The sequence below is a fragment of the Caballeronia terrestris genome (assembly GCF_001544515.1).
GTDB lineage: Bacteria > Pseudomonadota > Gammaproteobacteria > Burkholderiales > Burkholderiaceae > Caballeronia > Caballeronia terrestris.
The window spans coordinates 148,940-172,734 of sequence record NZ_FCOL02000011.1 but is presented as its reverse complement, the minus strand read 5'-3'; the positions used below and the strand labels follow the sequence as shown (position 1 = coordinate 172,734).

The window sequence follows — 23,795 nt, the reverse complement described above, 5'->3', positions numbered from 1 at the left end:
CCGCAAAAGCAGCAACAGGCGATCCTCGCGGTATCGCTCGATCAGGCAAAGCTCGAAGCGATGCCGGTCAATGAATATGTCGATCTGTACGTGATCTAGTCGTAACCAGCAAAGGGCGCACGGCGTGCGCCCTTTTCAAACGCTCAACGCCGCACCCAGTCCGTCCACAGGACGACCAGAATCGTCATCAGCGCGGGCCCGATGAAAAGCCCGAGTAGCCCGAACGTCTCCGCCCCGCCGAGGATCCCGAACAGCACGAGCAAAAACGGCAACCGCGCCGATCCGCCGATCAGCACCGGCCGCACGAAGTGCTCGGCGACGAACACCACGACCAGCCCGAACGCCGCGACGCAGATCGCCGCCACCATCGAGCCTTGCGCCAGCAGCCACAACGCCGAGCCGAGGAACACGATCGGCGCGCAGAACGGCAACATCGCGGCGATCGCGGTCAGCATGCCGAGCAGGGTCGCATGCGGCACGCCAGCGATCGCGTACGCGACGCCGAGCAGCGCGCCTTCGCCCAGCCCCACCACGACGAGTCCCACCACCGTGCTGCGAACCGAATCGGCCATGCGCCGCGCGACCATCGCGCCCTCGCCGCCGAACGCGCGCCGCGACGCCGCGAACAACTGCTCGCCCAGCCGCGAGCCCGCCTGGAAGATGAAGAACAGCGCGACGAGCATAAAGCCGAAGATGATCAGGGCATGCGCGACGCGCCCGCCGAAGTGACGCGTCATCGCGACCAGGTTGGCGCCGTGCAGCTTCTGCACCGCCGGCGACGACCGGAGCGGCATCGCGAGATTGTCCGTCCACCACTTCGCGATCTGCCGCGCACCGGCGGGCAACTGGTTGACCCAGTCGGGCATCGGAATGCCGGTGCGCAGCACTTCCTGGAACCAGTGCAGCACGTCGCCGGCTTCGCGACCGGCCTCCGTCGCAACGGCCACGAAGGGCAACACGAACAGAAGGCCGATCGCGGCCGTCAGTACGAACGCGAGCACCGTGTGGTGCTTGCCGAGCCACGGACGCCGCTCGAGCCAGCCGAACGCGGGCCACAGCGCGATGGCGATCACCGCGGCCCAGACGACGGCCGGGATGAACGTGCGCACCGTCCACAAGGCGACGGCAACCAGCACCGCATAAAGCACCGCCGTTGACGCCCGTTGCAGCCGCTTTTTGCGGGCGTCTTCTTCGTCTTCGGAGGGAATCGATTCGTGCTGGATCATTGGAATAGGGTAAGGGATGGCTCGTGCATTGTATGTCGGGGCCGTTTCGACAGCCTTTCGCCCGGAATATCGTTCTTTACAATTCGATCGGTCGCGTTCCTTATAATCGAACGACCTTCTCTCTGGCATCCGCTCTACGAATTGCAGTGAAAGTCATCCAATCGATTTACAGCGTCTGCGCCATCGCCCTTCTCGTCACCGGCTGCTCGTCGGGGCTCGATCGATCGCGGGAAGAAGCGGACAACGCCCGGGCCGGCGTCGTCGTGAGCGTGGCCAAAAGCGGCGTCGAGATGCGCATGCTCGAAGCAACGCTCTTCGATAGCGACGAAACCGCCGTGCGCCCCGACAGCGTCGCCATCCTCGATCGCACCGCGGTGCTGCTCAAGCGCAGCACACGGCCGATCCTGATCGAAGGCCACACCGACAACGAAGGAACGCGCGTCTACAACGACGCGCTCTCGCTGATGCGCGCCGAGGCGATCGCCAATGCGCTTATCGCACGCGGCGTGCCTGCCGCGCGCATCCGGACGAAGGGAATGGCGTATCTGCAGCCCATCGCGAGCAACAATACGCCTGAGGGACGCGCGCAGAACCGGCGCGTGGAGATTTTCGTGAGGTCCGAGAGCGCCGATACGCTGCTCGGACCGAAACCGCTCAGGCTCGACTGGCTTCCATGGTGAGCAACTGCGCACCGTCGGCGACCTGATCGCCGACGCTGAACAGGATTTCGCCGACCGTGCCGGTCGTCGGAGCCACGATCGTGTGCTCCATTTTCATCGCCTCCATTACGAGCAGAGGTGCGCCCTTCTCCACCGATGCCCCCGTTTCCACCAGCACCGCGATGATCTTGCCGGGCATCGGCGCGGTGAGGCGCCCTTCGTGCTCGGCGTCGGCTGCGTGCGCCATCAGGTTCTGCCACTCGAACGCAAGCGATGCGCCCTGGTAGAACACGTGGAAAACGTCGCCGTCGATAAAGACGCGGCCCTTGATGAGCGTCTCGTCGAGCAGCACCGAGAACGTATGCGGTTCGTCCGCATGCGACCAGTCAAAGCGCACCGTTTCTCCGAGCAACTCGAGGCGTTTGCCGTGCGCGTTGCCCTGTGTCGAATCGCGCGTGAAGACGGCCTGCAGGGTTTCGTCCGTATCGATTGCGTGCCAGTTCAGGTCCTGCGCGTAACCGCCCGCCATGCGCCAGTGCGAGAGCGCATCCCACGGCGAATTGCCGTGCGCCTCGCCGCCTTCGCGCGTGAGGAGCGCGGCGCAAGCGAGAGCCAGCGCCTGCTTTTGCGGCACGGACGAGGGGGCGAAAAGCGTGTCGTGATGACGCTCGATCAGGCCGGTGTCGAGATCGCCCTGCGAAAACGGCTCGCTCGCAACTATCCGCTGCAAAAACTCGACGTTCGTATGCGGCCCGACCACTTCGCATTCGCGCAAAGCACGCGCCATGCGCGAAAGCGCATCGGCGCGATCGCGGCCATGGACGATCAGCTTCGCGATCATCGGATCGTAGAACGGCGTGATGGTATCGCCTTCGCGCACGCCGCTGTCGATGCGCACGTTACCTTCGATCGTGAACTCCACCGCCTGCGGCATGCGCAGATGCTTGAGCGTGCCGGTCGAAGGCAAAAACCCGCGCGACGGATTTTCCGCGTAGATGCGCGCTTCGATCGCGTGGCCTTCGACCTTGAGCTCCTGCTGAGTCAGAGGCAGCGGTTCGCCCGCTGCAACCTTGAGCTGCCATTCGACCAGATCGAGGCGCGTGACCATCTCCGTCACCGGGTGCTCGACTTGCAGGCGTGTGTTCATCTCCATGAAGTAGAACTGGCCGTCGTGCGTCATGATGAACTCGACGGTGCCCGCGCCCACGTAATTCACCGCGCGCGCGGCCGCGACCGCCGCTTCGCCCATCGCGCGACGCACTTCAGCGGTCAAGCCCGGCGCGGGCGCTTCTTCGAGCACCTTCTGATGCCGACGCTGTACCGAGCAATCGCGATCGAAGAGATAGACAGCGCCGCCGTGCTTGTCGGCGAAGACTTGCACTTCGACGTGGCGCGGACGGAGTAGATACTTTTCGATCAACACGCGATCGTTGCCGAAACTCGACGCCGCTTCACGTTTGCACGAGACGAGCGCAGCCGCGAAGTCCGCGCTCTTCTCGACGACGCGCATTCCCTTGCCGCCGCCGCCCGCGCTTGCTTTCAGCAGCACCGGATAGCCGATGCGGTCCGCTTCCTTCTGCAACAGCGCGGGGTCTTGATCGTCGCCGTGATAGCCGGGGACCAATGGCACCGAGGCCGATTGCATCAACGCCTTGGCGGCCGCCTTCGAACCCATCGCGGAGATCGCCTCGACGGGCGGTCCGATGAACGCGAGCCCCGCTCTATCGCAAGCGCGCGCGAAGTCTTCGTTTTCCGACAGGAAGCCGTAGCCCGGGTGAATCGCCTGCGCGCCCGTTTTCAGCGCGGCATCGATGATGCGTTCGATGCGTAGATAGCTCTCCCCCGCCGCCGACCCGCCGACGTGCACCGCTTCATCGCATACGGCGACGTGCTTCGCCTTCGCATCGGCATCGGAGTAGACGGCGACGCTGCCGACGCCCAGGCGCCTTGCCGTCGCGGCCACACGACACGCGATCTCGCCGCGGTTCGCAATTAGTATTTTGTTGAACATGGCAATTACATCCTGAACACGCCGAAGCGCGTGTCTTCAATGGGCGCGTTCATCGACGCGGCGAGTCCAAGGCCAAGCACGTCGCGCGTCTGCGCGGGGTCGATCACGCCGTCGTCCCAGAGGCGCGCGCTTGCGTAGTACGGATGGCCCTGGACCTCGTACTGCTCGCGGATCGGCGCCTTGAACGCCTCCTCGTCCTCCTTCGACCAGCTTCCGCCCTTGCCTTCGATGCCGTCACGCCGCACCGTCGCCAAGACCGAGGCCGCCTGCTCGCCGCCCATCACCGAGATGCGCGCGTTCGGCCACATCCACAGGAAGCGCGGCGAGTACGCGCGGCCGCACATGCCATAGTTGCCCGCGCCGAACGAGCCGCCGATGATCACCGTGAACTTCGGCACTTTCGCCGTCGCGACTGCCGTGACCATCTTCGCGCCGTTCCTCGCGATGCCTTCGTTCTCGTACTTGCGCCCGACCATGAAGCCCGTGATGTTCTGCAGGAACACGAGCGGAATCTTGCGCTGGCAGCACAGTTCGATGAAATGCGCGCCCTTCAGCGCCGATTCGGAAAACAGGATGCCGTTGTTCGCGATGATCCCGACCGGATGCCCCCAGATATGCGCAAATCCGCAGACGAGCGTCGTGCCGTAGCGGGCCTTGAACTCGTCGAAGGCGGAATCGTCGACGATGCGCGCGATTACTTCGCGCACGTCGAAGGGCTTCCTCGTATCGACGGGAATCACGCCGTAGACGCTCTGCGGGTCGTAACGCGGCGGCAACGGTTCTTTCAGCGCGAGCGGCGTTTCCTTCACGCGATTCAGATTGCCGACGATACTGCGCGCAATACCCAGCGCATGCGCATCGTTCTGCGCCAGATGATCGACGACGCCCGACAGACGCGTATGCACGTCGCCACCACCCAGGTCTTCGGCGCTGACTTCCTCGCCCGTCGCGGCTTTCACCAGCGGCGGGCCGCCGAGAAAAATCGTGCCCTGATTCTTCACGATGATCGACTCGTCGCTCATCGCCGGGACATAGGCGCCGCCTGCCGTACACGATCCCATCACGACCGCGATCTGCGCGATGCCCTGCGCGGACATGTTCGCCTGGTTGTAGAAAATGCGCCCGAAGTGATCGCGATCGGGGAACACGTCGTCCTGATTCGGCAGGTTCGCACCGCCCGAGTCGACGAGATACACGCACGGCAGCCGGTTCTGTTCGGCGATTTCCTGCGCGCGAAGATGCTTCTTGACCGTGATCGGATAGTACGTGCCGCCCTTGACCGTCGCATCGTTGCAGACGATCACGCATTCCTGCCCCGCGATCCGCCCGATGCCCGTGATGACGCCCGAGCCAGGCGCGTCGTCGTTGTACATGCCGTAGGCCGCGAGTTGCGACAGTTCGAGAAACGGCGTGCCCGGATCGAGCAGTTGCGCGATGCGGTCGCGCGGGAGCAGCTTGTTGCGCGAGACGTGCTTGTCACGCGCGGCCTGTCCGCCGCCGAGTGCGAGCTTCGCGACCTTCTCTTTCAAATCCGCGACGACCGCTTCCAGCGCCGCCGCATTCGTGCGGAATTCTTCGCCGCGCGGGTTCAGTTTCGTTTCGATGATCGGCATGGCGCGCCCTTTATGCCGTTTCAGCGAACAGTTCGCGACCAATCAGCATGCGGCGGATTTCGCTCGTGCCCGCGCCGATTTCGTAGAGCTTCGCGTCACGCCAAAGACGCCCGACCGGGTACTCGTTGATATAACCGTTGCCGCCGAGGATCTGGATGGCTTCGCCGGCCATCCAGGTCGCTTTTTCGGCGGTGTAGAGGATCACGCCCGCGCAGTCCTTGCGCACCTGGCGCACGTGGCCGGAGCCGATCGTGTCGAGCTGGCGCCCGACCGCGTACAGATACGCGCGGCACGCCTGCAGCGTCGTATAAAGATCGGCGACCTTGCCCTGAATCAACTGAAACTCGCCGATCGCCTGCCCGAACTGCTTGCGATCGTGGATATACGGCACGACCGCGTCCATGCACGCGAGCATGATGCCGGTCGGCCCGCCCGCGAGCACTGCGCGTTCATAATCGAGGCCGCTCATGAGCACCTTAGCGCCGCCGTTCAATTGTCCGAGGATGTTCTCCTTCGGTACCTCGACGTTCTCGAATACGAGTTCGCCCGTATGCGAACCGCGCATGCCGAGCTTGTCGAGCTTCTGCGCGACCGAGAAGCCCTTCATCCCCTTCTCGACGATGAACGCCGTGATGCCGCGCGCGCCCGCTTCGATATCGGTTTTCGCGTAGACGACGAGCGTGTCGCAATCGGGGCCGTTGGTGATCCACATCTTCGTGCCGTTGAGCACGTAGTGGTCGCCCTTTTCATCGGCGCGCAGCTTCATGCTGACCACGTCCGATCCCGCGTTCGGCTCGCTCATCGCCAGCGCGCCCACGTGCTCGCCCGATACCAGCTTCGGCAGATACGTGCGCTTCTGCGCCTCGGTGCCGTTGCGATGGATCTGGTTCACGCACAGGTTCGAATGCGCGCCATACGACAATCCCACCGACGCTGACGCCCGCGAAATCTCCTCCATCGCGACCATGTGCGCGGTGTAGCCCATGTTCGCGCCGCCGTATTCCTCGGAGACCGTCATGCCGAGCACGCCCAGATCGCCGAATTTCTTCCACAGGTCCATCGGGAACTGATCGGTGCGATCGATTTCGGCCGCACGCGGGGCGATTTCCTTCGCGCAGAAATTCGCGAGCGAATCGCGCAGCATGTCGATGTCTTCGCCCAGCGCGAAGTTCAGGCCCGGAACGTCAGTCATGGTGTCTCCTCCAGATTCCAATGTTTTCGGCGCACCCTGAAAATGAGTTCGACTCACACAAGGCGCAGCTCGATCGAATGGGGCAATTTCACGCTCAAATTGTCTGGCCGTCAATACATTTTTGAGCTACGCTCACATTATTCCCGAGCATCCTCGCGCCATGTCCGCCACCACTTCCGTTTCGAGCCGCCGTACGCCGGCGGGTGTCAAATCGCAGCAGCGCGTGAAGGACATTCTTCAGGCGGGCCGCGACGTGTTCGCCGAAAAAGGCTATGACGCCGCCACCAGCGCCGAGATCGCGCAGCGCGCGGGCATCTCGGAGGCCACTGTCTTCAGCTATTTCAGCGGCAAACGAGAACTGTGCGCGCGCGTGATCGCGGATTGGTACGACGAAATCATCGATGCGTTCGAGAGCGGCCTGCCGCGAGACGGCTCGGTGCGCCAGCAGTTCGCGTTCATCGTAAGGACGCATTTGCGGCTGATGCTGGTGAACGGCACGGGGCTGTGCTCGCTGGTGCTGTCGGAAGGACGTACGAAGCGGCACGATCTCAGCGACACACTCACCGAACTGCAACGCCGCTACACCGCGCCGTTGATGAACGTGCTCGCGCGCGGGCAGGAACTCGGCCACGTGCGCGCGGATATCCCGTTGCGGCTGATGCGCTCGCTCGTCTTCGGGCCGATGGAACACGTGCTGTGGGACGCGACGCTCGCGAAGCGCCGCCTGAGTCAGGCTCAGATCGACACGACGGCGAACGAACTCGTCGATGTCTTATGGGCCGCGCTTCAGCCGCCGGACGCGAACGCGGCGGCGCTCGCGCAGTTCCGGCAGGACGTGGAAGAGGCGTCGCGCCGGTTCCAGGAAAAGCGCGCTGGAGCGGCGTAAGCGCCGCCGCACGGTTCTTTGGTGCAGCGCGCCACCGCGACAACTTGTTTCAGACATGCCAATCGAAGCCCGGTAAAGTCGCTCCGCGACGCGGTGGCCCCTCTCGCGGCCGTCGTATTTACCCTGATTCACCGGCCGATCCGCATGATCATCCTCCGCGAAGGCAGAGTTGCCTTCCTCGAATTCCTGCGCAATCTTTCATCCCAGGTGATGATCCTGACCGTCGCGCTGTTCATCGGCACGAGCATCGAAGCGCGGCTCGGCGGCTGGTCGACGGCGTGGCGCGCCGCGCTGTGTGCAAGCGTGCTCTTGTTGTTCTTCGCGGCAGCGCTTGCGAACGTGACGGTCTTCGTCGAAACCTGCCTGGACGCGCTCGGCCGCGACGGCGAAGCGCCCGCGCGACGCGGCAAGCGCGAGCGTATCGTGTTCCGCTGGACGGCCGAGTCGCTGCGGGCCGCCTGGAAGCGTCATGCGTGGTCGATCGTCGCGCTAGCCGTGCTGCTGGAGTGCGGCTTTATCGCAGTCTTCGTGACCGCTTCGTTTGCGGCGGCGAAGCTCATGCGCTGAAGCCGGACAAACCCGTCTATTTGACAAGTTGCCGCGGGCGGTGCGAACCACCGGCGACATCTCCGCACATCTCACCGCGCGCGGTACCCGTTACGCCCTCTGCAACTGCTCGAACGTCACGATCTTCCCCGCCAGCGCGCTCGCCGCAACCGTATACGGGCTCGCGAGCCACACGCTGCCCGGCCCCGAGCGCCCCGGAAAATTGCGGTTGATCGCGCTGATCGTGACATCGGCGGACGAGGTCGACTGGCCCGGCCCGCAGTTCGCGCACGACCCGCAGCCCGGCATCACGAGCGTGGCGCCCGCTTGGTCGAACGTCGGCAGATAGCCCTTTTCCTCGCAATAGCGGCGCACTTCCATCGTGCCGAATTGCAGGAAGAGCCGCGTGCCGCTCGCCACGCTCATGCCGTGCTCGACGCCCCAGCGCAGCACCTCGTGGTAGTAGTCGAAGTCCTCGCGCTTGCCCGCCGTGCACGAACCGCCATAGGCGATGGTCACCGCGACGTCTCCGCCCAGTGCCGACGCCGCCACGCCGTTGCCCGGATCGCCGGGGCGCGCGAGCATCGGCTCGATCGCGTTCGCGTCGATGTGGATCACGTCGGCGTAGCTTGCGCCCGCGTCGCTCCGCATCCAGCTTTCGAGCGTGAAATCGACGCCGCGCCGCTCCTTCAGGAACGCGACCGTCTTTTCGTCCGGCGCGACGATACCCGTGAAGCCGCCCAGCTCGGCGACCATGTTGGTGAGCGTCGCGCGCTCGTCGATCGACATCGCGCGCACCGCCGACCCCGCGTACTCGAACACGAGCCCGATCGCGCCACCCGCGCGGATCGACTCGCTCGCGAGCAGCACGAGCACGACGTCCTTCGCCGTGACGCCTGGCCGGAGCGTCCCCTCGACCTCGACGCGCAGCGTCTGCGGCACCTTGCAGCGCACGTAGCCGGTGACCCAGCTATTGGCGACCTCCGTTGCACCCGCGCCGAACGCGAGGCAGCCGAGCGCGCCGGAATGCGGTGTGTGCGAATCCGTCCCCGCGACGATCTGGCCGGGCAGCGCGTAGCGCTCGGCCATCACGGCGTGGCAGATGCCGTCGGAGCCGGGCACGCCGTCCGGCAGCGCGCCGTGCGAGCGCACGGGGTAACTGCGCGAAAACGTCGTGTGCCCTTCCATCAGGTTCGCGACGCCCGGCAGCAGGCCGCCCGTCACGTGCGGCACGCTTTGCGGCGCGAGAATCAGATGATCCTGAAACGCGATGATGTGATCCGGCGCGTGCAGCACCGCCGGCTTGCCGAACGCGCGATGCATCAGATGCGCGCACATGCCGGTGAAGTAGTCGTGCGAGAAGCGCCAGTCGGCGGCGACGAACACGCCGTCGCCGCGCTCGGCGCGCGCGGTGCCCGGATGCAGATGACGCTCGATGATCTTCTCCACGAGCGTCTGCGCCCGACCGTCGCTCGGGGCGGCATCGCGCGCTCGTGGCGCGGGCCAGTCGGCGAGCTTGCTGTACGCGAGCAGGCCGCCGCTGCGGATGATCTGCTGCGTGAGCGCGTCGCGGTCTTTCAGGAATTCGTCGATCGGCACGGCCTCGCCCGCGAGAATGCGCTCGAGCACGGAGAAATCGGTCGTCGTGAGAATGCCGATGTTGTCGCAATTCTGCTGATAGATGCGCTCGAAACTCTCCGCGACGATCAGCCGGATCCCAGCCGACAACTCCGCCAGCGGACTCGACTCGCGCGACGATCCCTTGCCGTAGCGCTTGCCCGCGGCCGTGATCTGGAAGCCGCCGTTCTTCACGTCGAAGTCGCCGATCGGCTTCTCGCCGCCCGCTTCGAAGCCGACGTACGGATACTGGCCGAGGCGCTCGTCGTACGTCAGCATGACGGTGACGGGCGTGATTTCGTCGGTCGAGACGTTGTCGCGCAGCGGGCCGGCCTGCTGGCGCGTCGTCGGCTCGCCAGCGAGCTGCGCGCGGACGATGCCGGGATCGTTCGACAGATAAAGCGCACGGCCGCTCAGACGAATCAGGTCATCCATGAGACTTCTCCTAGTGACGCGCCACTATAGCGACGGCCCGACGCCGTGCGTCAGCAGCGCGACCGCGTGCCGTGCGATCTGCTCGCTCGTCACCTTGCGCTCGTCTTCGCGCCATTTCGAGGTAGCGAGCGGCAACACCGTCAGCCCGAACAGCGACATGAACACGAGCGACGGCTCCAGTTCCGGATTCAGCTTGCCCTCCTGCTGCCACGTCCGGATGCGCTCGATCGTCGCCATCTTTTGCGCGTCGCCGAAACGCTCGGCGATGCGCTGCCGCAGCAGCCCGCCCTCGCTGATCACCTCGCGCACCCAGAGCGCCGCGAACCACGGATGTTTGTCGACCGTCGCGACGAGCGCTTCGGCGAACGCGCGCAGGGCGTCGGCGGGCTCGGCGCCGGGACGCGTGAAGACCTCGCCGAGCTCGGTACGAAGCGGCAGGAAACGCTCGTCGATCAGCACGTCGAGCAACTGGTCGCGGGTCTTGAAGTAGTAGTGGACCATCGCCGGCGTGACGCCCGCCTCGCGCGCGATCGCACCGAGCGTCGTTTCGACGATTCCCTGCCGCGCGAACATCCCGAGCGCGACGTCGAGCATCTGCTCGCGCGCCTCGGCGCCATGCGCGCCCGTCGGACGGCCGGGACGGCGGCCCGGTCGCTTCGCCGGGACTGCATCGATAGTTTCGGTAACAACTTTTGTCATGGATGCGATTGACCGGTTCGGACACATGTCCTATATTAACTTCCGTGTTAATTAATTTCAACCGAGTTCCTGCATGTCATCTTTGCACCAAACCGTTACGGACGCGCACCCTGCCGAGCGGCCGCCGATCGCTCTGCTCTTTACGGCGCTCCTGCTCGTCATGCTGCTGGGCGCGCTCGACCAGACGATCGTCTCGACGGCGTTGCCGACGATCGTCGGCGAACTTGGCGGGCTGGAAAATTTGTCGTGGGTGGTGACTTCGTACTTGCTGACGTCGACGATTGTCGTGCCGCTTTACGGCAAGTTCGGCGACCTGTTCGGGCGCAAGGTCGTGCTGCAGGCGTCGATCCTGATCTTTCTCGTCGGCTCAATCCTGTGCGGCGTCGCACAGGACATGACGCAGTTGATCGTGCTGCGCGCGCTGCAGGGCCTGGGCGGCGGCGGACTGATGGTCATCACGATGGCCGCCATCGCCGACGTCATCCCGCCCGCCGAGCGTGGCCGGTTCCAGGGCTTGTTCGGCGGCGTGTATGGCCTGGCGACGGTGGTCGGGCCACTGCTCGGCGGATTTATCGTCGAGCATCTGTCGTGGCGCTGGATTTTTTACATCAACGTGCCGCTGGGCATCATCGCGCTGGTGGTGATCGGGCTCGTGTTCAAACCGCACACGGCGCACGTGAAACACAAGATCGACTACATGGGCGCCGCGTTTCTCGCGTCCGCTCTCACCTGCATCATCCTGTTCACGAGCGAAGGCGGCACGCTGCTTCCGTGGAGTTCGCCGCAGTTGTGGTTCACGCTGGCGCTCGGGCTGATTTCGATCGGCGGTTTTGTCTACGAGGAGCGCCTCGCCGTCGAGCCGATCATGCCGCTTTCGCTTTTCAAGGACCGCACCTTCGTGCTGAGCGGGCTGATCGGCTTTATCGTCGGCTTCTCGCTGTTCGGCGCGGTGACGTTTCTGCCGCTCTACCTGCAGGTGGTGAAGGGCTCGACGCCATCGCAGGCCGGCCTTCAGATCACGCCGATGATGGCGGGCGTGCTGCTGTCCTCGATCATCAGCGGCCGGTTGATCAGCCGGATCGGCAAGTACCGGATGTTCCCGATCGCCGGGACCGGTCTCGTCGCCTGCGCGATGCTGCTGCTCTCGACGCTGCGGCTCGGCACGCCGTTGCACGTCATGTACGGCTACATGGCGCTGCTGGGCTTAGGCCTCGGCATGGTGATGCAGGTGCTCGTGCTCGCAGTGCAGAACGCGGTGGACTTTCGCTTCATTGGCGTGGCGACGTCCGGCGCGACGCTGTTTCGTTCGATCGGCGGCTCGGTGGGCGTCGCGGCATTCGGCGCGATCTTTTCGAACGGACTGCGCTCGCGCCTCGAAGCGGCGATTCCGGCGGGTGTCGAATTGCCGCGCTCGCTCGGGCCGCAAGCCATTCAGCATCTGCCCGCTGCGCTTCACGACGACTATCTGAACGCCTTCGCCGGCTCGATGCATACGGTGTATCTGGTGGCGGCCGGCGTGGTCACGATTGCGTTCGTGCTCGCGTGGTTCATGAAGGATAAGCCGTTGCGCGGGCGATGAATCCGCGATCCGGTGCACCATCGGTTAATCTTGCGGCCCCGAACTTAGGATAATTCTCATGCAATTGGCAAAAAGGCTGATCGTCCCGGCGTGCTGTGTGTTCGCGATGCTTTCCACCGCGGCTCGCGCCGAAACGTATCACTTCGGGGAAGGCGAATCGTCGATGCCCGCGCACACTAAACACCCGCAGCCCAAACATAAGAGCCACGCGCGGCACCGCGCCTCATCGCAAAGCAGCGAGACGCCCTACAGCCATCCGTGACCGAAACGGCCGCTGGCGTCAGCCCACGGCCAGCACGAGGTGGCCGGTTTCGGCTTCGGCACGTTTCACCGTGATTTCGATGTCGTAACCGAGGCGCGTGAGGCAATCCATCAGCTTGCGCTCGGAGAAATTGGCGAAGTCGCCGCGCATGAGGCCCGACACCTTCGGCTGCGGGATGCCCATTCGCCGGGCCGCCTGCTCCTGAGTCAGTCCGAGGCGGCGAATGGCTTCGTCGATCTCGAAGACGAGTCCGGACTTGATCTTGAGCTTTTCGGCATCGGGCAGGCCGAGGTCGGCGAAAACGTTGCCTGAGCCGATCTCGAATCCGACGCCATCAATGATACGTTTTTTCATTTTGTAGCTCCTTCGCTAGGTTTTCCGCCACTTTCAGCCGTGCCCGGACGATGTCCATCTCCTCGCCCGGTGTAGCGATGCCGCACTTGCTCTTCTTCTGGAAGCAGTGAAGCACGAACACCGCTTCGCGGCAGCGCACCGTGTAGACCGCGCGATACGTGCCGCCTGCCACGTCCTCCACGATTTCCAGCACGCCCGCGCCGTTGAAGCCGCGCAGTGCCTTCGCCGCCCGATGATGACTGCCCCGCTGCGCGACATCGAGCGCATGGCCGAAGAACCGGCGCAGGTCCTCCGGAAGCGCGCACAGATCCTTTTTGCTGCTGCCGACCCAGATGAGCGGCTTTGCGTCTGGTTCCATCAATTTATACTCGAACAGGTATATGAACGCAAGTCGCTTTTTGTAGCACCTTGTGGAAAGCACCGTGGACGCATTGCGATTGCAAGTGGTCACAGCGCCTGTTCGAGCATCTCCTGGCGGCGTTCGCCGGACAATTCAGCCTGATGGCATAGGCTCAAATAGCAAAAAGGGCCTTGAGGCGCGAGCCGCAAGGCCTTTCGGCAAAACTGAAGAGGTTGAGAAACTCAGGTCGCGAGCGGCACGCGCTCCGGTTCATCGGCTTCGAACCAGTCGGGATTGCGCTCGGCGATCGGATGCAGCGAGATCAGGATCTCGCGCAAATGGGCGCGCATCGCCTCCTCCGCGAGCGCCGGATCGTGCGCCTTCAACGCGCTGACGATCCGCGCATGCTGCCGGATCAGCAAATCGAGCGGCGACACTTCGGGCAAGCTCAAATACCGCACGCGATCCATCTGCGCCTTGATGTCCTGGATCGTGTTCCACGCGGCGACGCAATCGATCGATTGCGCGATCAGGAAGTGAAACTGCTCGTCGAGTGCGAGGAACGCGGCGGTATCGTTCAGTTTCGATGCCGCCTTCTGCTCGCGCAGGTTCGCGGCGAGTTCGTCCAGTTGCGCATCGGTGATCGCGACGGCCGCCTTGCGCGCCACCGCTGTTTCGATCGCCTCGCGGATGAAGCGCCCTTCGCGTACCTGCCGCGGCGAGATCTTCTTCACGAACGTGCCCCGTTGCGGCAACACCTGCAGCACGCCCGCCTCGACGAGCTTGATGAACGCCTCGCGCACCGGCTGCCGCGACACGTGGAACATGTCCGACACTTCCTTCTCCGACAACGGCGTGCCCGGCGCCATCTCGCCCGCAAAAATCGCCTGGCGCAGCGCGCGGAAAATCTGCTTGCCGATCGGCTCGTGCGAATCGAGCGACACCTTCTCGGTCAGGTCGGGCAGCGGCGTCTTCGGCGACGTCACGCCCACCGGCCGGCCGCGGCCGCGCACGACCGCCCCGCCGGAAGCGCCGGATTCGATACCGTCGGACGGCTTGGAGGAGAGTGCGCTTTTCATGACCGGACGTGCAGGGATCGCTGCGTTTTCAAGATACGTCACGATACTATCACGCGCCCCTGAGCCGATTTCTGCGTGCGCGGCTCGCGGATGAACACGAGCGCACAGAGCGCGCCGAGCACCGCGATCGCCCCGGCGAGCACGAACGCGCTGCCGTAGTGGCCGTGCGTCGCCTGGACGATGAAGCCTGTCACCGCCGGTCCGATCACGCCCGCAAGGTTGGCGAGCAGGTGGACGAAGCCGCCCACGCCGCCAACGTTCTCGCGCCGCACCGTGTCCTGGATCACTGCCCAGTAGACCGAGCCGGTGACGTACAGGAAGAAGATCGACACCGACATCAGCGCGACCGCGCCCTGCATGCTCGCAACGCGCCCCGCAAACCCGACGCACACCGCCGCGATGCCGAGGCACACGGACAGCACGATGCGTCGCGACATCAAAGGCTTGCCGGTCAGGCGCAGGATGAAATCGGTGATGAAGCCGCCCGCCGCGAGACCGATGCTGCCGAGCACCCAGGGAATGACCGTCGCGATGCTCATGTCGCGCAGGGAAAGGTGGTGCGCTTCGGTGAGATAGGTCGGGAACCACGAGAGGAAGAAGAACAGCACATAGTTGTAGGCGAAGAACGCGAACGCAGTGGCAAGGATGATCGGCTGCTTCAGGTAGAACCCGAGACCGGCTTTCTGTCCGCCCGACGCATGTTCCATCGACGACGCCTGCTGCTGGCCCGCGACGATCAGATCGAGCTCATCGGCTTTCACGCGCTTGTTCTGCTGCGGGTGTTCGGTGGTGGTGAGCGTCCACAGCACGAGCCACGCGAGCCCGAACAGCATGATCACGACGAACGCCCAGCGCCAGCCGAACTGGATCGCCATATAGCCGACAACCGGTCCCGCCAGCGCCCCGCCGAGCGGCGTGCCCGAGCTGATGACGCCGATCGCGCTCGCCACCTCGCGGCGCGGGAACCAGTTGTTCACCATCTTGCTGTTCGACGAACTGAACGGCCCTTCGCCCATGCCGAACAGGACGCGCAGCACGATCAGCGAGGCCAGGCCACCCGCGAGCGCCGTCGCGCCGCAAAAGAGCGACCAGATGCCCATCGCCGCGCCGAATACTTTCTTCGCGCCGAATTTGTCAGACGCCACCCCGCCAATAAAGTTGAACAGCGCATAGCCGACGAAAAAGCTGCTGAACACGATGCCCATCTGCGCATGCGAGAAGTTCAGGTCCTTCTGGATCAGCGGCGCGGCGATCGAAAGCGCCGCGCGGTCGAGATAATTGATGACGCCCGCGAGGAAAAGCAGGCCGACGACGAACCATCGCTGGCTCTTGATCATGGTGAGTCTCCGGTTGCGCCGCCTCTTTCCGGGCGGTTCGTGCAGGATGGTTAGTCGAAATGCAGATGGACTTTCATCGACTGGCTGCGGTCTTGCGCCACTTCGAACGCGCGGTTCGCTTCCTCGAGCGGGAACGCGTGCGTCATGAGCGGCCGCAGGTCGATCTTGTGCGCGCCGAGTTCTTCTGCGGCGACGGCGTATTCGTCGGTGAAACGGAACGAGCCGCGATAACACAGCTCCTTCGACATCACGAGATTCGCCGCCACCGGCGACTGCCCCGCTGGCAAGTTGCCGACCTGGATCACCGTGCCGCCCGCCCGCACCGCGCGCAATGCGGTGTCGAGGCCGGCCGGGCTGCCCGACACTTCGAGCACGACGTCGAACGTGCCGCGCTGCTGCGCCCATCGGTCGATGCGCGCCTGATCGTTGGCGAGCGCGGTTTCGTCGGCGCCGAGTGTCGCCGCCATCTGGAGGGCTTTCTCCGCGAGATCGAGCGCGACGATCCGGTGTGCGCCCGCGCGCTTCGCCACCGCCAGCAAAATGCAACCGATCGGCCCGCAACCCACCAGCAGCACCTTCGCGCCGACGAGCGATCCGGCCTGGCGCAGCGCATGCAACGCGACGGCGAGCGGCTCGGCCATCGACGCCTGCGCGAAGTCGAGGCCATCGGGCACCGGCACGCATTGATGCGCGCTCACCGCGATGAACTGGCGGAACATGCCCTGCATGTGCGGAAACGTCGATGCGCTGCCCATGAAGCGCATGTTCAGGCAATGGTTCGGCATGCCCTTCACGCAATATCGGCAGATGCCGCAGTTCAGGCCTGGATTGACCGCGACGCGTTGTCCGACGGCGAGACCCGTCACGCCCTCGCCGAGCGCCGCGACTTCGCCCGCGACTTCGTGACCGAGCACGAACGGTTCGCGCACGGCGAAGTCACCGCTCTTGCCCTTGAAGTAATACGACAGATCCGATCCGCAGATGCCGCCCGCGCGCACGCGAATCTGCACTTGGCCGGGTTGCGGTTGCGGGGCATCGAGTTCATCGATGAGGAGTTTTTTGGGTTCGTGAAGTACGGCTGCAAACATCGTGATGCTCCTAGACTTATATGCGTTGGGCGAGGGGCTTACCAGTTCCAGAGCGTGCCGTCTTCGAGACGCGCGACCGGCAGATACGCCGGGTCGTACGGATAGCGCGCGGCCGCTTCCTCATCGATATCGACGCCATGTCCCGGCGCCTCGCCCGGATGCATCATCCCGCGATCGAACGACCACGCATGCGGGAACACGTCGAGCGCTTCCTTCGGGAAGCCCATGTATTCCTGCACGCCGAAGTTCGGCACCCACAAGTCGAAATGCAGCGCCGCGCCCATGCACACCGGCGACAGGTCCGACGGCCCGTGACAGCCCGTGCGCACCTGATAGAGCGAAGCGAAATCGGCGATGCGCTTCAGATGCGTGATGCCGCCCGCGTGCGTAAGCGTCGCGCGGATGTAATCGATCAACTGCTCTTCGATCAGCTGCTTGCAGTCCCAGATGCTGTTGAACACTTCGCCGACCGCGATCGGCGTCACCGTGTGTTCGCGGATCAGGCGGAAGCCGGCCTGGTTTTCGGCGGGCGTCGGGTCTTCCATCCAGAAGAGGCGATACGGCTCGATCGATTTGCCGAGGCGCGCGGCTTCGATCGGCGTCAGGCGGTGATGCACGTCGTGCAGCATGTGCGAGTCGAAACCGAACTTGTCGCGCACGGCTTCGAAGAGCTTCGGCACGAAGTCGAGATACTTTTCCGACGACCAGCTTTGCTCTTCCACCGCGCCTTTCGTCGCGGGCTCGTACATGCCGCTGCCCTTCGAGACGCCGTACACCGAGCGCATGTTCGGCACGCCGCACTGGATGCGGATTGCCTTGTAACCTTGTTCGAGGTGCTCTTCGTAGCGGTCGAGCGCCTCGGGAATATCGCGGCCGGTCGCGTGGCCGTAGACCATCACGCCTTCGCGCGATGCCCCACCCAGCAGCCGGTACAGCGGCAGATTCGCCACCTTGCCGAGAATGTCCCAGAGGGCCATGTCGACGGCGGCGATCGCGCTCATCGTCACCGGGCCGCGGCGCCAGTACGCGCCCTTGTAGAGGAACTGCCATATGTCCTCGATGCGTCCCGGATCGCGCCCGATCAACAGCGGACACACGTGATCCTTCAGGTACGAAGCGACCGCGAGTTCGCGGCCGTTGAGCGTGGCATCGCCGATTCCGTAGACGCCCTCGTCCGTCACCACTTTCAGCGTGACGAAGTTGCGGCCCGGACAGGTGACGATCACATCGGCGCGGACGATTTTCATGGGGATTTCCTTGAGTGGCATTCGTTGGATCGGATGCTACCATACAAGTATATTCAATCGTCAACAGCGGGTTTTCCCGCCCCCCCCCGGACAAACAAATGAACGCTAAATCAACGCTTTGCCGTGAGACGCTCGGTTCCATCGAGTCGCATCTGCTAATGCCCGAATGGCGCGAACCGCGCATCGGGATCGTGCATTTGGGGATCGGCAACTTTCATCGTGCGCACGAAGCGGTCTATACCGAGGAGGCGATGCTGGCGGCGGGCGGCGACTGGGGCATTTGCGGCGTGACGCTGCAGGGGGACGTGACGAAACGCGACGCGCTGATGGCGCAGGATGGCTTGTACAGCGTGGTCGAACGCGGACCGGACGGCGTGCGCGTGACGGTGATCCGCGCGCTGAAGGAAGTCCTCGCGATGCCGCACGACCGCGCGCGCCTTTTCGCGCTGCTCGCCGATGAAAACGTGCGCATCGTCTCGCTGACGGTGACCGAAAAGGGCTATTGCCGCGATACGAAGACCGGCGACGTCGACCTTCGGCACGAAGGCATCGCTCGGGATCTGGCGAATCCGGATGCACCCTCGACCGTACCCGGCATCCTGACTGCCGCGCTTCGGCAGCGACGCGACGCCGGCACGCCGCCCTTCACCGTGCTCTCCTGCGACAACCTTTCGCACAACGGCGCGGCGCTGAAGCAAGCGGTCGTATCGTTCGCGCGTGCGGTCGATGGCGTGCTCGCCGGCTGGATCGATACCCACGTCGCGTTTCCGTCGACGATGGTGGATCGCATCGTTCCCTCCACCACCGATGCCGACCGCGAAGCCGCACTCGACGCCTTGCGCATGAAAGACGCCGCGCCGGTCCCATGCGAGCCGTTCCGCCAATGGGTGATCGAAGACCGCTTCCCGACAGGCCGCCCCGCGTGGGAAAAAGTCGGCGCGCAACTCGTCGACGACGTGATGCCGTTTGAGCTCGCCAAGCTGCGCATGCTGAACGGCACGCATTCGACGCTCGCCTATCTCTCGATGCTCGCGGGCTTCGCGACGATCGACGAAGCCATCTCCCACGCGCCGCTCAAAAAGCTGATCCACGCGATGATGACGCACGAAATCGCGCCGACACTCAACGTGCCGCCCTCGTTCGACGTCCTCGCCTACCGCGACGCCCTGCTCGCCCGCTACGCGAACGCGGCGCTGAAACATCGCACGGCGCAGATCGCGATGGACGGCAGCCAGAAGATCCCGCCGCGCCTCCTCGCGACGATCGAAGCGCGCCTGAACGCGGGTCAATCGATCGAACGGCTTGCGCTGGCCGTCGCGGCGTGGCTCTTGTTCCTGCGCGGCCGCGCCGACGACGGCACGCGCTACGACATCAGCGATCCTATTGCCGCGCGCCTGACCGCGAACGTGCCCGCCGACCCGCAGCAACTCATCGAAACGATGCTCGCGATCAAGGAAGTCTTCCCGCCGGAGCTCGCCCGGCGCGACGATTTCCGCACTCCGTTGAAAGCCGCCGTAACCTGTCTGCAAGCTGGCGCGCGCGCAGCAGTCGACCACTACGCCGCTCTGGAGTGAATCCCCGCGAGGATTGACTCTAAACACGCACCATCCGGGCTTTCACTAACTCCGCAACTATTTTGGGATGTTAATCTGCTGCGGATTCTGACAGGACACGATCCTCGGAATACAAAGCCGCGTGGCGCGACTCGCGCTGCCGCCCCGGAAACGAGACCTGTCCGGGATGTACTGACCACCCTCTGGAGTTAAAACAGTGAAAAAACTGCTCGCCGCCCTGTCGATGTCCCTTATCGCAGTCACGTCGCTCACCGCCGTCACCGCCGCGCAGGCCAAGGACTATTCGACGATCCGCTTCGGTGTCGACGCAAGCTATCCCCCGTTCGAGTCGAAGGGTCCGGACGGCAAGCTGGTCGGCTTCGACGTCGATCTCGGCAACGAAATCTGCGCGCGCCTGAAGGCGAAGTGCGTGTGGGTCGAGAACGATTTCGACGGCATGATCCCGGCGCTCAAGGCGAAGAAATTCGACGGCGTGCTCTCGTCGATGTCGATGACCCCGCAACGCGCCGAACAGATCGCGTTCTCGAGCAAGCTGTTCAACACGCCGACGCGCCTCGTCACGAAGAAGGGCAGCGGTCTCCTGCCGACGCCTGAAAGCCTCGCCGGCAAGAACATCGGCGTGGAGCAAGGCACCATCCAGGAAACCTACGCCAAGACCCTTTGGGCCCCGAAGGGCGCGAAGGTCACGCCGTACCAGAACCAGGACCAGGTCTACGCCGACCTGATCTCGGGCCGTCTCGACGGCGCGCTGCAAGACGCCGTTCAAGCCGAAATCGGCTTCCTGAAGACGCCGCGCGGCGCGGGCTTCGACTTCGCCGGCAAGGATATCGTCGATCCGAAGATCCTCGGCAACGGCGCCGGCATTGGCCTGCGCAAGGAAGACACCGACCTGAAGACGAAGATCGACAAGGCGATCGCCGACATCATCAAGGACGGCACGTACAAGAAGATCGAGAAGAAGTATTTCGACTTCGACGTGTACGGCGGCTGAAGCACGCCGTAACTGAACCGTGCCGCTCTCCGCGGCGCGCACGACGGGCTCCGCGTTTCCTCGCGGAGCCCGTTTTTATTTGGGCAGTGGCCCGTTCGCGGGCTCGTTCGGGCGGTTTTCGGCTAAGATCGAACGTCTGAAGCACGCGCGAGCGGCCCTAAAAAACCGTCATTCGCGCGCTCAATCCTCTTTGCAACCATCCCAAGCGCGACCAGACGCAATCGTCGTGCGCTCGAAGACCATGCAGACCAAAAGCCAGAACCTGATTTCGCCGACGCTCGGCACCGCCCGCACCATCACGAGTTTTCACTATGGCCCCGGCGACGGGCAGAAGATCTACATCCAGTCGTCGTTGCATGCGGACGAACTGCCCGGCATGCTCGTCGCGTGGCGCCTGCGCCGTCATCTTGCCGAATTCGAGGCGGCGGGCAAGCTGCGCGGCGAAGTCGTGATCGTGCCGGTGCCGAATCCGATCGGCCTGAACCAGTTGCTGCACGGTCAGCTCCTCGGCCGTTTCGAGGCGAACAGCGGCCACAACTTCAACCGCAATTTCCACGATCTCGCCGCGCTCGTCGCGCCGCGCATCGAAGCGCGTCTCACCGGCGACGTCGACGCGAACAAGCGCGCCGTGCGCACCGCGATGCGCGAAGCGCTCGACGAACAGACGCCGCATACGGAGCTCGAATCGCAACGCCTCGCGCTGCAAAAGCTCTCCCACGACGCCGACGTCGTGCTCGACCTGCATTGCGACCTCGACGCCGCGCTGCATCTCTACACGAATCCGGACATCTGGGAAGAAGTCGAGCCGCTCGCGCGCTATCTCGACTCGAAGGCGTCGCTGCTCGCGCTGAATTCGGTCGGCAATCCGTTCGACGAAATCCACAGCTTCTGCTGGTCCGATCTGCGCTCGCGCTTCGGCGAACGCTTCCCGATTCCGAACGGCGGCATCTCGGTGACGGTCGAATTGCGCAGCCAGCACGACGTGTCGTACGAATTTGCCGAAGCGGATGCGCAAGGCATCGTCAATTACCTGATCCATCGCGGCGTGATCGATGCACCCGCCGCGCCCCTGCCGCCGCTGCCGTTCCCCGCGACGCCGCTCGCGGGCGCCGAGCCGATCGTCGCGCCGGTATCGGGCGTGCTGGTGTTTCGCGCAAAGGTCGGCGCGTTCATCGAGGCGGGCGAAGCGATCGCCGATGTCGTCGATCCGCTCACCGATACCGTCACCACGCTCAAGTGCACGACCTCCGGTGTGATGTACGCGCGGCACATCACGCGCTTTGCCACTGCGGGGCTCGAAGTGGCGCGCATCGCGGGCGCGAAGGCGTTCCGCACGGGGTCGCTGCTGTCGGCGTAAATGAAGCGCCCTACGCGTTAATTGCATAGCGAAGACGCTCCGGCATAGCATGGGCCGATCGAGGCCCGCCGCGTGTGAGGAGCGTCCAATTGACACCGTCCGACTATGACGTCGCCATCGTCGGCGGAGGGCTTGCAGGTGCGACGCTCGCGCGCTCACTTGCAGGAAGCGGCCTGCGCGCGCTCGTGATAGAGCGCGTGATCGCCTTCAAGGATCGCGTGCGCGGTGAAGGCATGCTGCCGTGGGGCCGCGCGGAAGCGACGGCGCTCGGCATCGATGATCTTCTCGATACCGCCGGCGCGATCGAAATCCGCTATTGGAAGCGCTATATCGGCGGTGCGCCGCGCGATTGCCGCGATCTCATCGAAACAACGCCCGGCCGTCAAGGCTGTCTCGACTTCTACCACCCCGCGATGCAGCGCCAGATTCTCGATGCCGCCGAAGCCGCGGGCGCGCACGTGCGGCGCGGCGTCGAATTCACGGCGGTGGAATGCGGTAGTCCGGCGACGTTACGCATGCGCGGCGCCCATGGCGAGGAACGCGTGACGGCGAGGCTCGTCGTCGGCGCCGACGGGCGGTGCTCGAAAGTGCGCACGTCAGCGGGTTTCACGGTGAAGCGCGACGAGCACTCGCTAATGATTGCGGGCGTTCTGCACGAAGGGCTGAAACTCCCCGGCGACACCGTTCAATACGTCCAGAATCCCGCCGAAGGACGCGCGGCGCTCGTCTTTCCGCTCGGCAAGGAGCGCTTTCGCTCGTACTTCGTGTATTCGTCGAAGAATGCGCCGCGCACGATGAGCGGCAACGGCCATGCCGGCGATTTCGTGACCTCGTGCATCGAAACCGGCGCGCCCGCCGAGTGGTATGAAAACGCCGAAGCGGCGGGGCCGCTTGCTGCGTACCCGGGCGCTGATACGTGGGTCGCACATCCGTACCGCGACGGCGTGGTCTTGATCGGCGATGCGGCCGCGGCCAGCAATCCCGCGTGGGGCTGCGGCCTGGCGCTGACGCTGCGCGACGTGCGCGTGCTGCGTGACCACTTGCTCGCCCACGATCAATGGGATCAAGCCGCCCGCGCCTACGCGAGAGAACACGACGCGTACTACGCCGCGCTGCATCGCGTGCATAGCTGGTTCACGCTGCTGATGTACGAGACAGGCCCTGCCGCCGACGCGCGCCGCGCACACGTCTTTCCGAATCTCGCGAAGGACCCGGCCCGCGCGCCCGACATGCTCGCGCTGGGCCCCGAAACGCCCAGCGACGAAGCGGCACGGCGCCGCTTCTTTGCCGAGGATCTGGTTTAAAACGGCACGAGACTGCACTGCGCGGCGACGATCCGCCAGCCGCTCGCCGTCTCGCACCACGTACGCGTGTAGCGAAGGCTGCCCGCGAACGGCGCGCCGCCGAACGTGCCGCGCAACGCGACCTTTGTCACAGTGATCGCGCACTTCTCATACACGCGGATCGTCTGCTCCTGCACGTCGAGCTGCTCGATCCGCTGCACGCCGTAGCGATGCCCGTTCAGATCGTCCGCCTTGTTCCAGACCTTGCCCGTCGCATCGACGAAGGTGAGATCCTCGGCGAGGAGCGCGTCCAGCGCGTTCACGTCGGATGCCTGCATCGCCTTCGCCAGGCGCGTTTCAAGATCGCGGATACCGTTCTCATCCATGGGACTAAGCTCGCAGTGGTAGAACCGCGAGCAT

At 64.5% G+C, this 23,795-nt stretch carries 22 protein-coding genes; 9 read left to right on the top strand and 13 right to left on the bottom strand.

Features of this window, described 5'->3' with window-relative positions; all coding sequences use genetic code 11:
- Positions 1–143 precede the first annotated feature (143 nt).
- Positions 144–1,226, bottom strand: a complete 1,083-nt coding sequence (locus tag AWB67_RS12515) for an AI-2E family transporter (RefSeq protein ID WP_087656551.1) — start codon at positions 1,224–1,226, stop codon at positions 144–146.
- 146 nt (positions 1,227–1,372) lie between these two features.
- Here AWB67_RS12515 and AWB67_RS12510 point away from each other — a divergent pair, with 146 nt between their 5' ends.
- On the top strand, positions 1,373–1,906 hold the full coding sequence (locus tag AWB67_RS12510) for an OmpA family protein (protein WP_235025126.1): 534 nt from the start codon (positions 1,373–1,375) through the stop codon (positions 1,904–1,906).
- On the opposite strand, the gene AWB67_RS12505 is transcribed toward AWB67_RS12510, so the two are convergent.
- From AWB67_RS12505 to AWB67_RS12495, 3 genes are read right to left on the bottom strand one after another with little or no spacing between them, the layout of a single operon-like run.
- Entirely contained in the window at positions 1,881–3,896 is a 2,016-nt protein-coding gene (locus AWB67_RS12505; protein ID WP_087656549.1) for an acetyl/propionyl/methylcrotonyl-CoA carboxylase subunit alpha, read from the bottom strand. The two genes, AWB67_RS12510 and AWB67_RS12505, sit on opposite strands and share 26 nt — an antisense overlap.
- Before the next feature lie 5 nt (positions 3,897–3,901).
- Entirely contained in the window at positions 3,902–5,509 is a 1,608-nt protein-coding gene (locus AWB67_RS12500) for a carboxyl transferase domain-containing protein (protein ID WP_087656548.1), read from the bottom strand.
- A 10-nt stretch (positions 5,510–5,519) separates the two neighbouring features.
- The gene (locus AWB67_RS12495) at positions 5,520–6,701 is read right to left on the bottom strand and encodes an isovaleryl-CoA dehydrogenase (protein WP_087656547.1); all 1,182 of its coding nucleotides are present in this window, start codon (positions 6,699–6,701) and stop codon (positions 5,520–5,522) included.
- Positions 6,702–6,861: 160 nt separating this feature from the next.
- On the opposite strand from AWB67_RS12495, the gene AWB67_RS12490 reads away from it, so the two are divergent.
- Both AWB67_RS12490 and AWB67_RS12485 read left to right on the top strand, forming a co-directional pair.
- On the top strand, positions 6,862–7,587 hold the full coding sequence (locus AWB67_RS12490) for a TetR/AcrR family transcriptional regulator (protein ID WP_087656546.1): 726 nt from the start codon (positions 6,862–6,864) through the stop codon (positions 7,585–7,587).
- Between the two features lie 144 nt (positions 7,588–7,731).
- Entirely contained in the window at positions 7,732–8,154 is a 423-nt protein-coding gene (locus AWB67_RS12485; protein ID WP_125477589.1) for a hypothetical protein, read from the top strand.
- A gap of 90 nt (positions 8,155–8,244) precedes the next feature.
- Here AWB67_RS12485 and AWB67_RS12480 read toward each other — a convergent pair whose 3' ends face one another.
- A complete protein-coding gene (locus tag AWB67_RS12480) occupies positions 8,245–10,185 on the bottom strand; it encodes an aconitase family protein (protein WP_087656544.1) in 1,941 nt (646 codons plus the stop codon).
- 24 nt (positions 10,186–10,209) lie between these two features.
- The gene (locus AWB67_RS12475) at positions 10,210–10,884 is read right to left on the bottom strand and encodes a TetR/AcrR family transcriptional regulator (protein ID WP_235025125.1); all 675 of its coding nucleotides are present in this window, start codon (positions 10,882–10,884) and stop codon (positions 10,210–10,212) included.
- Positions 10,885–10,957: 73 nt separating this feature from the next.
- Between AWB67_RS12475 and AWB67_RS12470 the strand changes: the two genes are divergently transcribed.
- Both AWB67_RS12470 and AWB67_RS12465 read left to right on the top strand, forming a co-directional pair.
- Positions 10,958–12,463, top strand: coding sequence for an MDR family MFS transporter (locus tag AWB67_RS12470; protein WP_087656542.1), 1,506 nt, complete (start codon positions 10,958–10,960; stop codon positions 12,461–12,463).
- Between the two features lie 58 nt (positions 12,464–12,521).
- Positions 12,522–12,725: a hypothetical protein gene (locus AWB67_RS12465; protein ID WP_087656541.1), complete on the top strand. Its 204-nt coding sequence runs from the start codon at positions 12,522–12,524 to the stop codon at positions 12,723–12,725.
- 18 nt (positions 12,726–12,743) lie between these two features.
- Here the strand turns inward: AWB67_RS12465 and AWB67_RS12460 are convergent, their stop codons facing one another.
- The 6 genes from AWB67_RS12460 to manD form a co-directional block, all read right to left on the bottom strand.
- On the bottom strand, positions 12,744–13,079 hold the full coding sequence (locus AWB67_RS12460) for a helix-turn-helix domain-containing protein (RefSeq protein ID WP_087656540.1): 336 nt from the start codon (positions 13,077–13,079) through the stop codon (positions 12,744–12,746).
- The gene (locus AWB67_RS12455; RefSeq protein WP_087656539.1) at positions 13,060–13,437 is read right to left on the bottom strand and encodes a type II toxin-antitoxin system RelE/ParE family toxin; all 378 of its coding nucleotides are present in this window, start codon (positions 13,435–13,437) and stop codon (positions 13,060–13,062) included. The genes AWB67_RS12460 and AWB67_RS12455 overlap by 20 nt, the downstream gene beginning before the upstream one ends.
- Positions 13,438–13,661: 224 nt before the next feature.
- Complete coding sequence (locus AWB67_RS12450) at positions 13,662–14,498, bottom strand: GntR family transcriptional regulator (protein ID WP_087656538.1); 837 nt, start codon at positions 14,496–14,498, stop codon at positions 13,662–13,664.
- 38 nt (positions 14,499–14,536) lie between these two features.
- Positions 14,537–15,835, bottom strand: coding sequence for an MFS transporter (locus tag AWB67_RS12445; RefSeq protein ID WP_087656537.1), 1,299 nt, complete (start codon positions 15,833–15,835; stop codon positions 14,537–14,539).
- Positions 15,836–15,885: 50 nt separating this feature from the next.
- Positions 15,886–16,923 (bottom strand): L-idonate 5-dehydrogenase, encoded by a 1,038-nt coding sequence (locus AWB67_RS12440; RefSeq protein ID WP_087656536.1) that lies wholly within the window; start codon positions 16,921–16,923, stop codon positions 15,886–15,888.
- Positions 16,924–16,961: 38 nt separating this feature from the next.
- Positions 16,962–18,170, bottom strand: a complete 1,209-nt coding sequence (manD, locus tag AWB67_RS12435; protein ID WP_087656535.1) for a D-mannonate dehydratase ManD — start codon at positions 18,168–18,170, stop codon at positions 16,962–16,964.
- 98 nt (positions 18,171–18,268) lie between these two features.
- Between manD and AWB67_RS12430 the strand changes: the two genes are divergently transcribed.
- The 4 genes from AWB67_RS12430 to AWB67_RS12415 all read left to right on the top strand — a co-directional run bounded on the left by AWB67_RS12430 (position 18,269) and on the right by AWB67_RS12415 (position 23,396).
- Positions 18,269–19,744, top strand: coding sequence for a mannitol dehydrogenase family protein (locus tag AWB67_RS12430; protein WP_087656534.1), 1,476 nt, complete (start codon positions 18,269–18,271; stop codon positions 19,742–19,744).
- Between the two features lie 196 nt (positions 19,745–19,940).
- Positions 19,941–20,735 carry an ABC transporter substrate-binding protein gene (locus AWB67_RS12425; RefSeq protein ID WP_087656533.1) on the top strand — a complete coding sequence of 265 codons (795 nt, stop codon included), beginning with the start codon at positions 19,941–19,943 and terminating at the stop codon, positions 20,733–20,735.
- A gap of 241 nt (positions 20,736–20,976) precedes the next feature.
- Entirely contained in the window at positions 20,977–22,092 is a 1,116-nt protein-coding gene (locus tag AWB67_RS12420) for a succinylglutamate desuccinylase/aspartoacylase family protein (protein WP_087656532.1), read from the top strand.
- Between the two features lie 89 nt (positions 22,093–22,181).
- The gene (locus tag AWB67_RS12415; protein WP_087656531.1) at positions 22,182–23,396 is read left to right on the top strand and encodes an FAD-dependent oxidoreductase; all 1,215 of its coding nucleotides are present in this window, start codon (positions 22,182–22,184) and stop codon (positions 23,394–23,396) included.
- Here the strand turns inward: AWB67_RS12415 and AWB67_RS12410 are convergent.
- Positions 23,393–23,761 (bottom strand): nuclear transport factor 2 family protein, encoded by a 369-nt coding sequence (locus AWB67_RS12410; RefSeq protein ID WP_087656530.1) that lies wholly within the window; start codon positions 23,759–23,761, stop codon positions 23,393–23,395. The genes AWB67_RS12415 and AWB67_RS12410 overlap by 4 nt on opposite strands.
- Positions 23,762–23,795: the final 34 nt, after the last annotated feature.

Excerpts from the sequence above, each read along its gene's own strand:
- AWB67_RS12505 (WP_087656549.1), bottom strand. The coding sequence starts at position 3,896 with ATGTTCAACAAAATACTAATTGCGAACCGCGGCGAGATCGCGTGTCGT.
- AWB67_RS12430 (WP_087656534.1), top strand. The coding sequence starts at position 18,269 with ATGAACGCTAAATCAACGCTTTGCCGTGAGACGCTCGGTTCCATCGAG.
- AWB67_RS12475 (WP_235025125.1), bottom strand. The coding sequence starts at position 10,884 with ATGACAAAAGTTGTTACCGAAACTATCGATGCAGTCCCGGCGAAGCGA.
- AWB67_RS12460 (WP_087656540.1), bottom strand. The coding sequence starts at position 13,079 with ATGAAAAAACGTATCATTGATGGCGTCGGATTCGAGATCGGCTCAGGC.
- AWB67_RS12470 (WP_087656542.1), top strand. The coding sequence starts at position 10,958 with ATGTCATCTTTGCACCAAACCGTTACGGACGCGCACCCTGCCGAGCGG.
- AWB67_RS12465 (WP_087656541.1), top strand. The coding sequence starts at position 12,522 with ATGCAATTGGCAAAAAGGCTGATCGTCCCGGCGTGCTGTGTGTTCGCG.
- AWB67_RS12440 (WP_087656536.1), bottom strand. The coding sequence starts at position 16,923 with ATGTTTGCAGCCGTACTTCACGAACCCAAAAAACTCCTCATCGATGAA.
- AWB67_RS12445 (WP_087656537.1), bottom strand. The coding sequence starts at position 15,835 with ATGATCAAGAGCCAGCGATGGTTCGTCGTCGGCCTGCTTTTCCTCGCG.
- AWB67_RS12455 (WP_087656539.1), bottom strand. The coding sequence starts at position 13,437 with ATGGAACCAGACGCAAAGCCGCTCATCTGGGTCGGCAGCAGCAAAAAG.
- AWB67_RS12450 (WP_087656538.1), bottom strand. The coding sequence starts at position 14,498 with ATGAAAAGCGCACTCTCCTCCAAGCCGTCCGACGGTATCGAATCCGGC.
- AWB67_RS12410 (WP_087656530.1), bottom strand. The coding sequence starts at position 23,761 with ATGGATGAGAACGGTATCCGCGATCTTGAAACGCGCCTGGCGAAGGCG.
- AWB67_RS12495 (WP_087656547.1), bottom strand. The coding sequence starts at position 6,701 with ATGACTGACGTTCCGGGCCTGAACTTCGCGCTGGGCGAAGACATCGAC.
- AWB67_RS12480 (WP_087656544.1), bottom strand. The coding sequence starts at position 10,185 with ATGGATGACCTGATTCGTCTGAGCGGCCGTGCGCTTTATCTGTCGAAC.
- AWB67_RS12420 (WP_087656532.1), top strand. The coding sequence starts at position 20,977 with ATGCAGACCAAAAGCCAGAACCTGATTTCGCCGACGCTCGGCACCGCC.
- AWB67_RS12500 (WP_087656548.1), bottom strand. The coding sequence starts at position 5,509 with ATGCCGATCATCGAAACGAAACTGAACCCGCGCGGCGAAGAATTCCGC.
- AWB67_RS12490 (WP_087656546.1), top strand. The coding sequence starts at position 6,862 with ATGTCCGCCACCACTTCCGTTTCGAGCCGCCGTACGCCGGCGGGTGTC.
- manD (WP_087656535.1), bottom strand. The coding sequence starts at position 18,170 with ATGAAAATCGTCCGCGCCGATGTGATCGTCACCTGTCCGGGCCGCAAC.
- AWB67_RS12515 (WP_087656551.1), bottom strand. The coding sequence starts at position 1,226 with ATGATCCAGCACGAATCGATTCCCTCCGAAGACGAAGAAGACGCCCGC.
- AWB67_RS12485 (WP_125477589.1), top strand. The coding sequence starts at position 7,732 with ATGATCATCCTCCGCGAAGGCAGAGTTGCCTTCCTCGAATTCCTGCGC.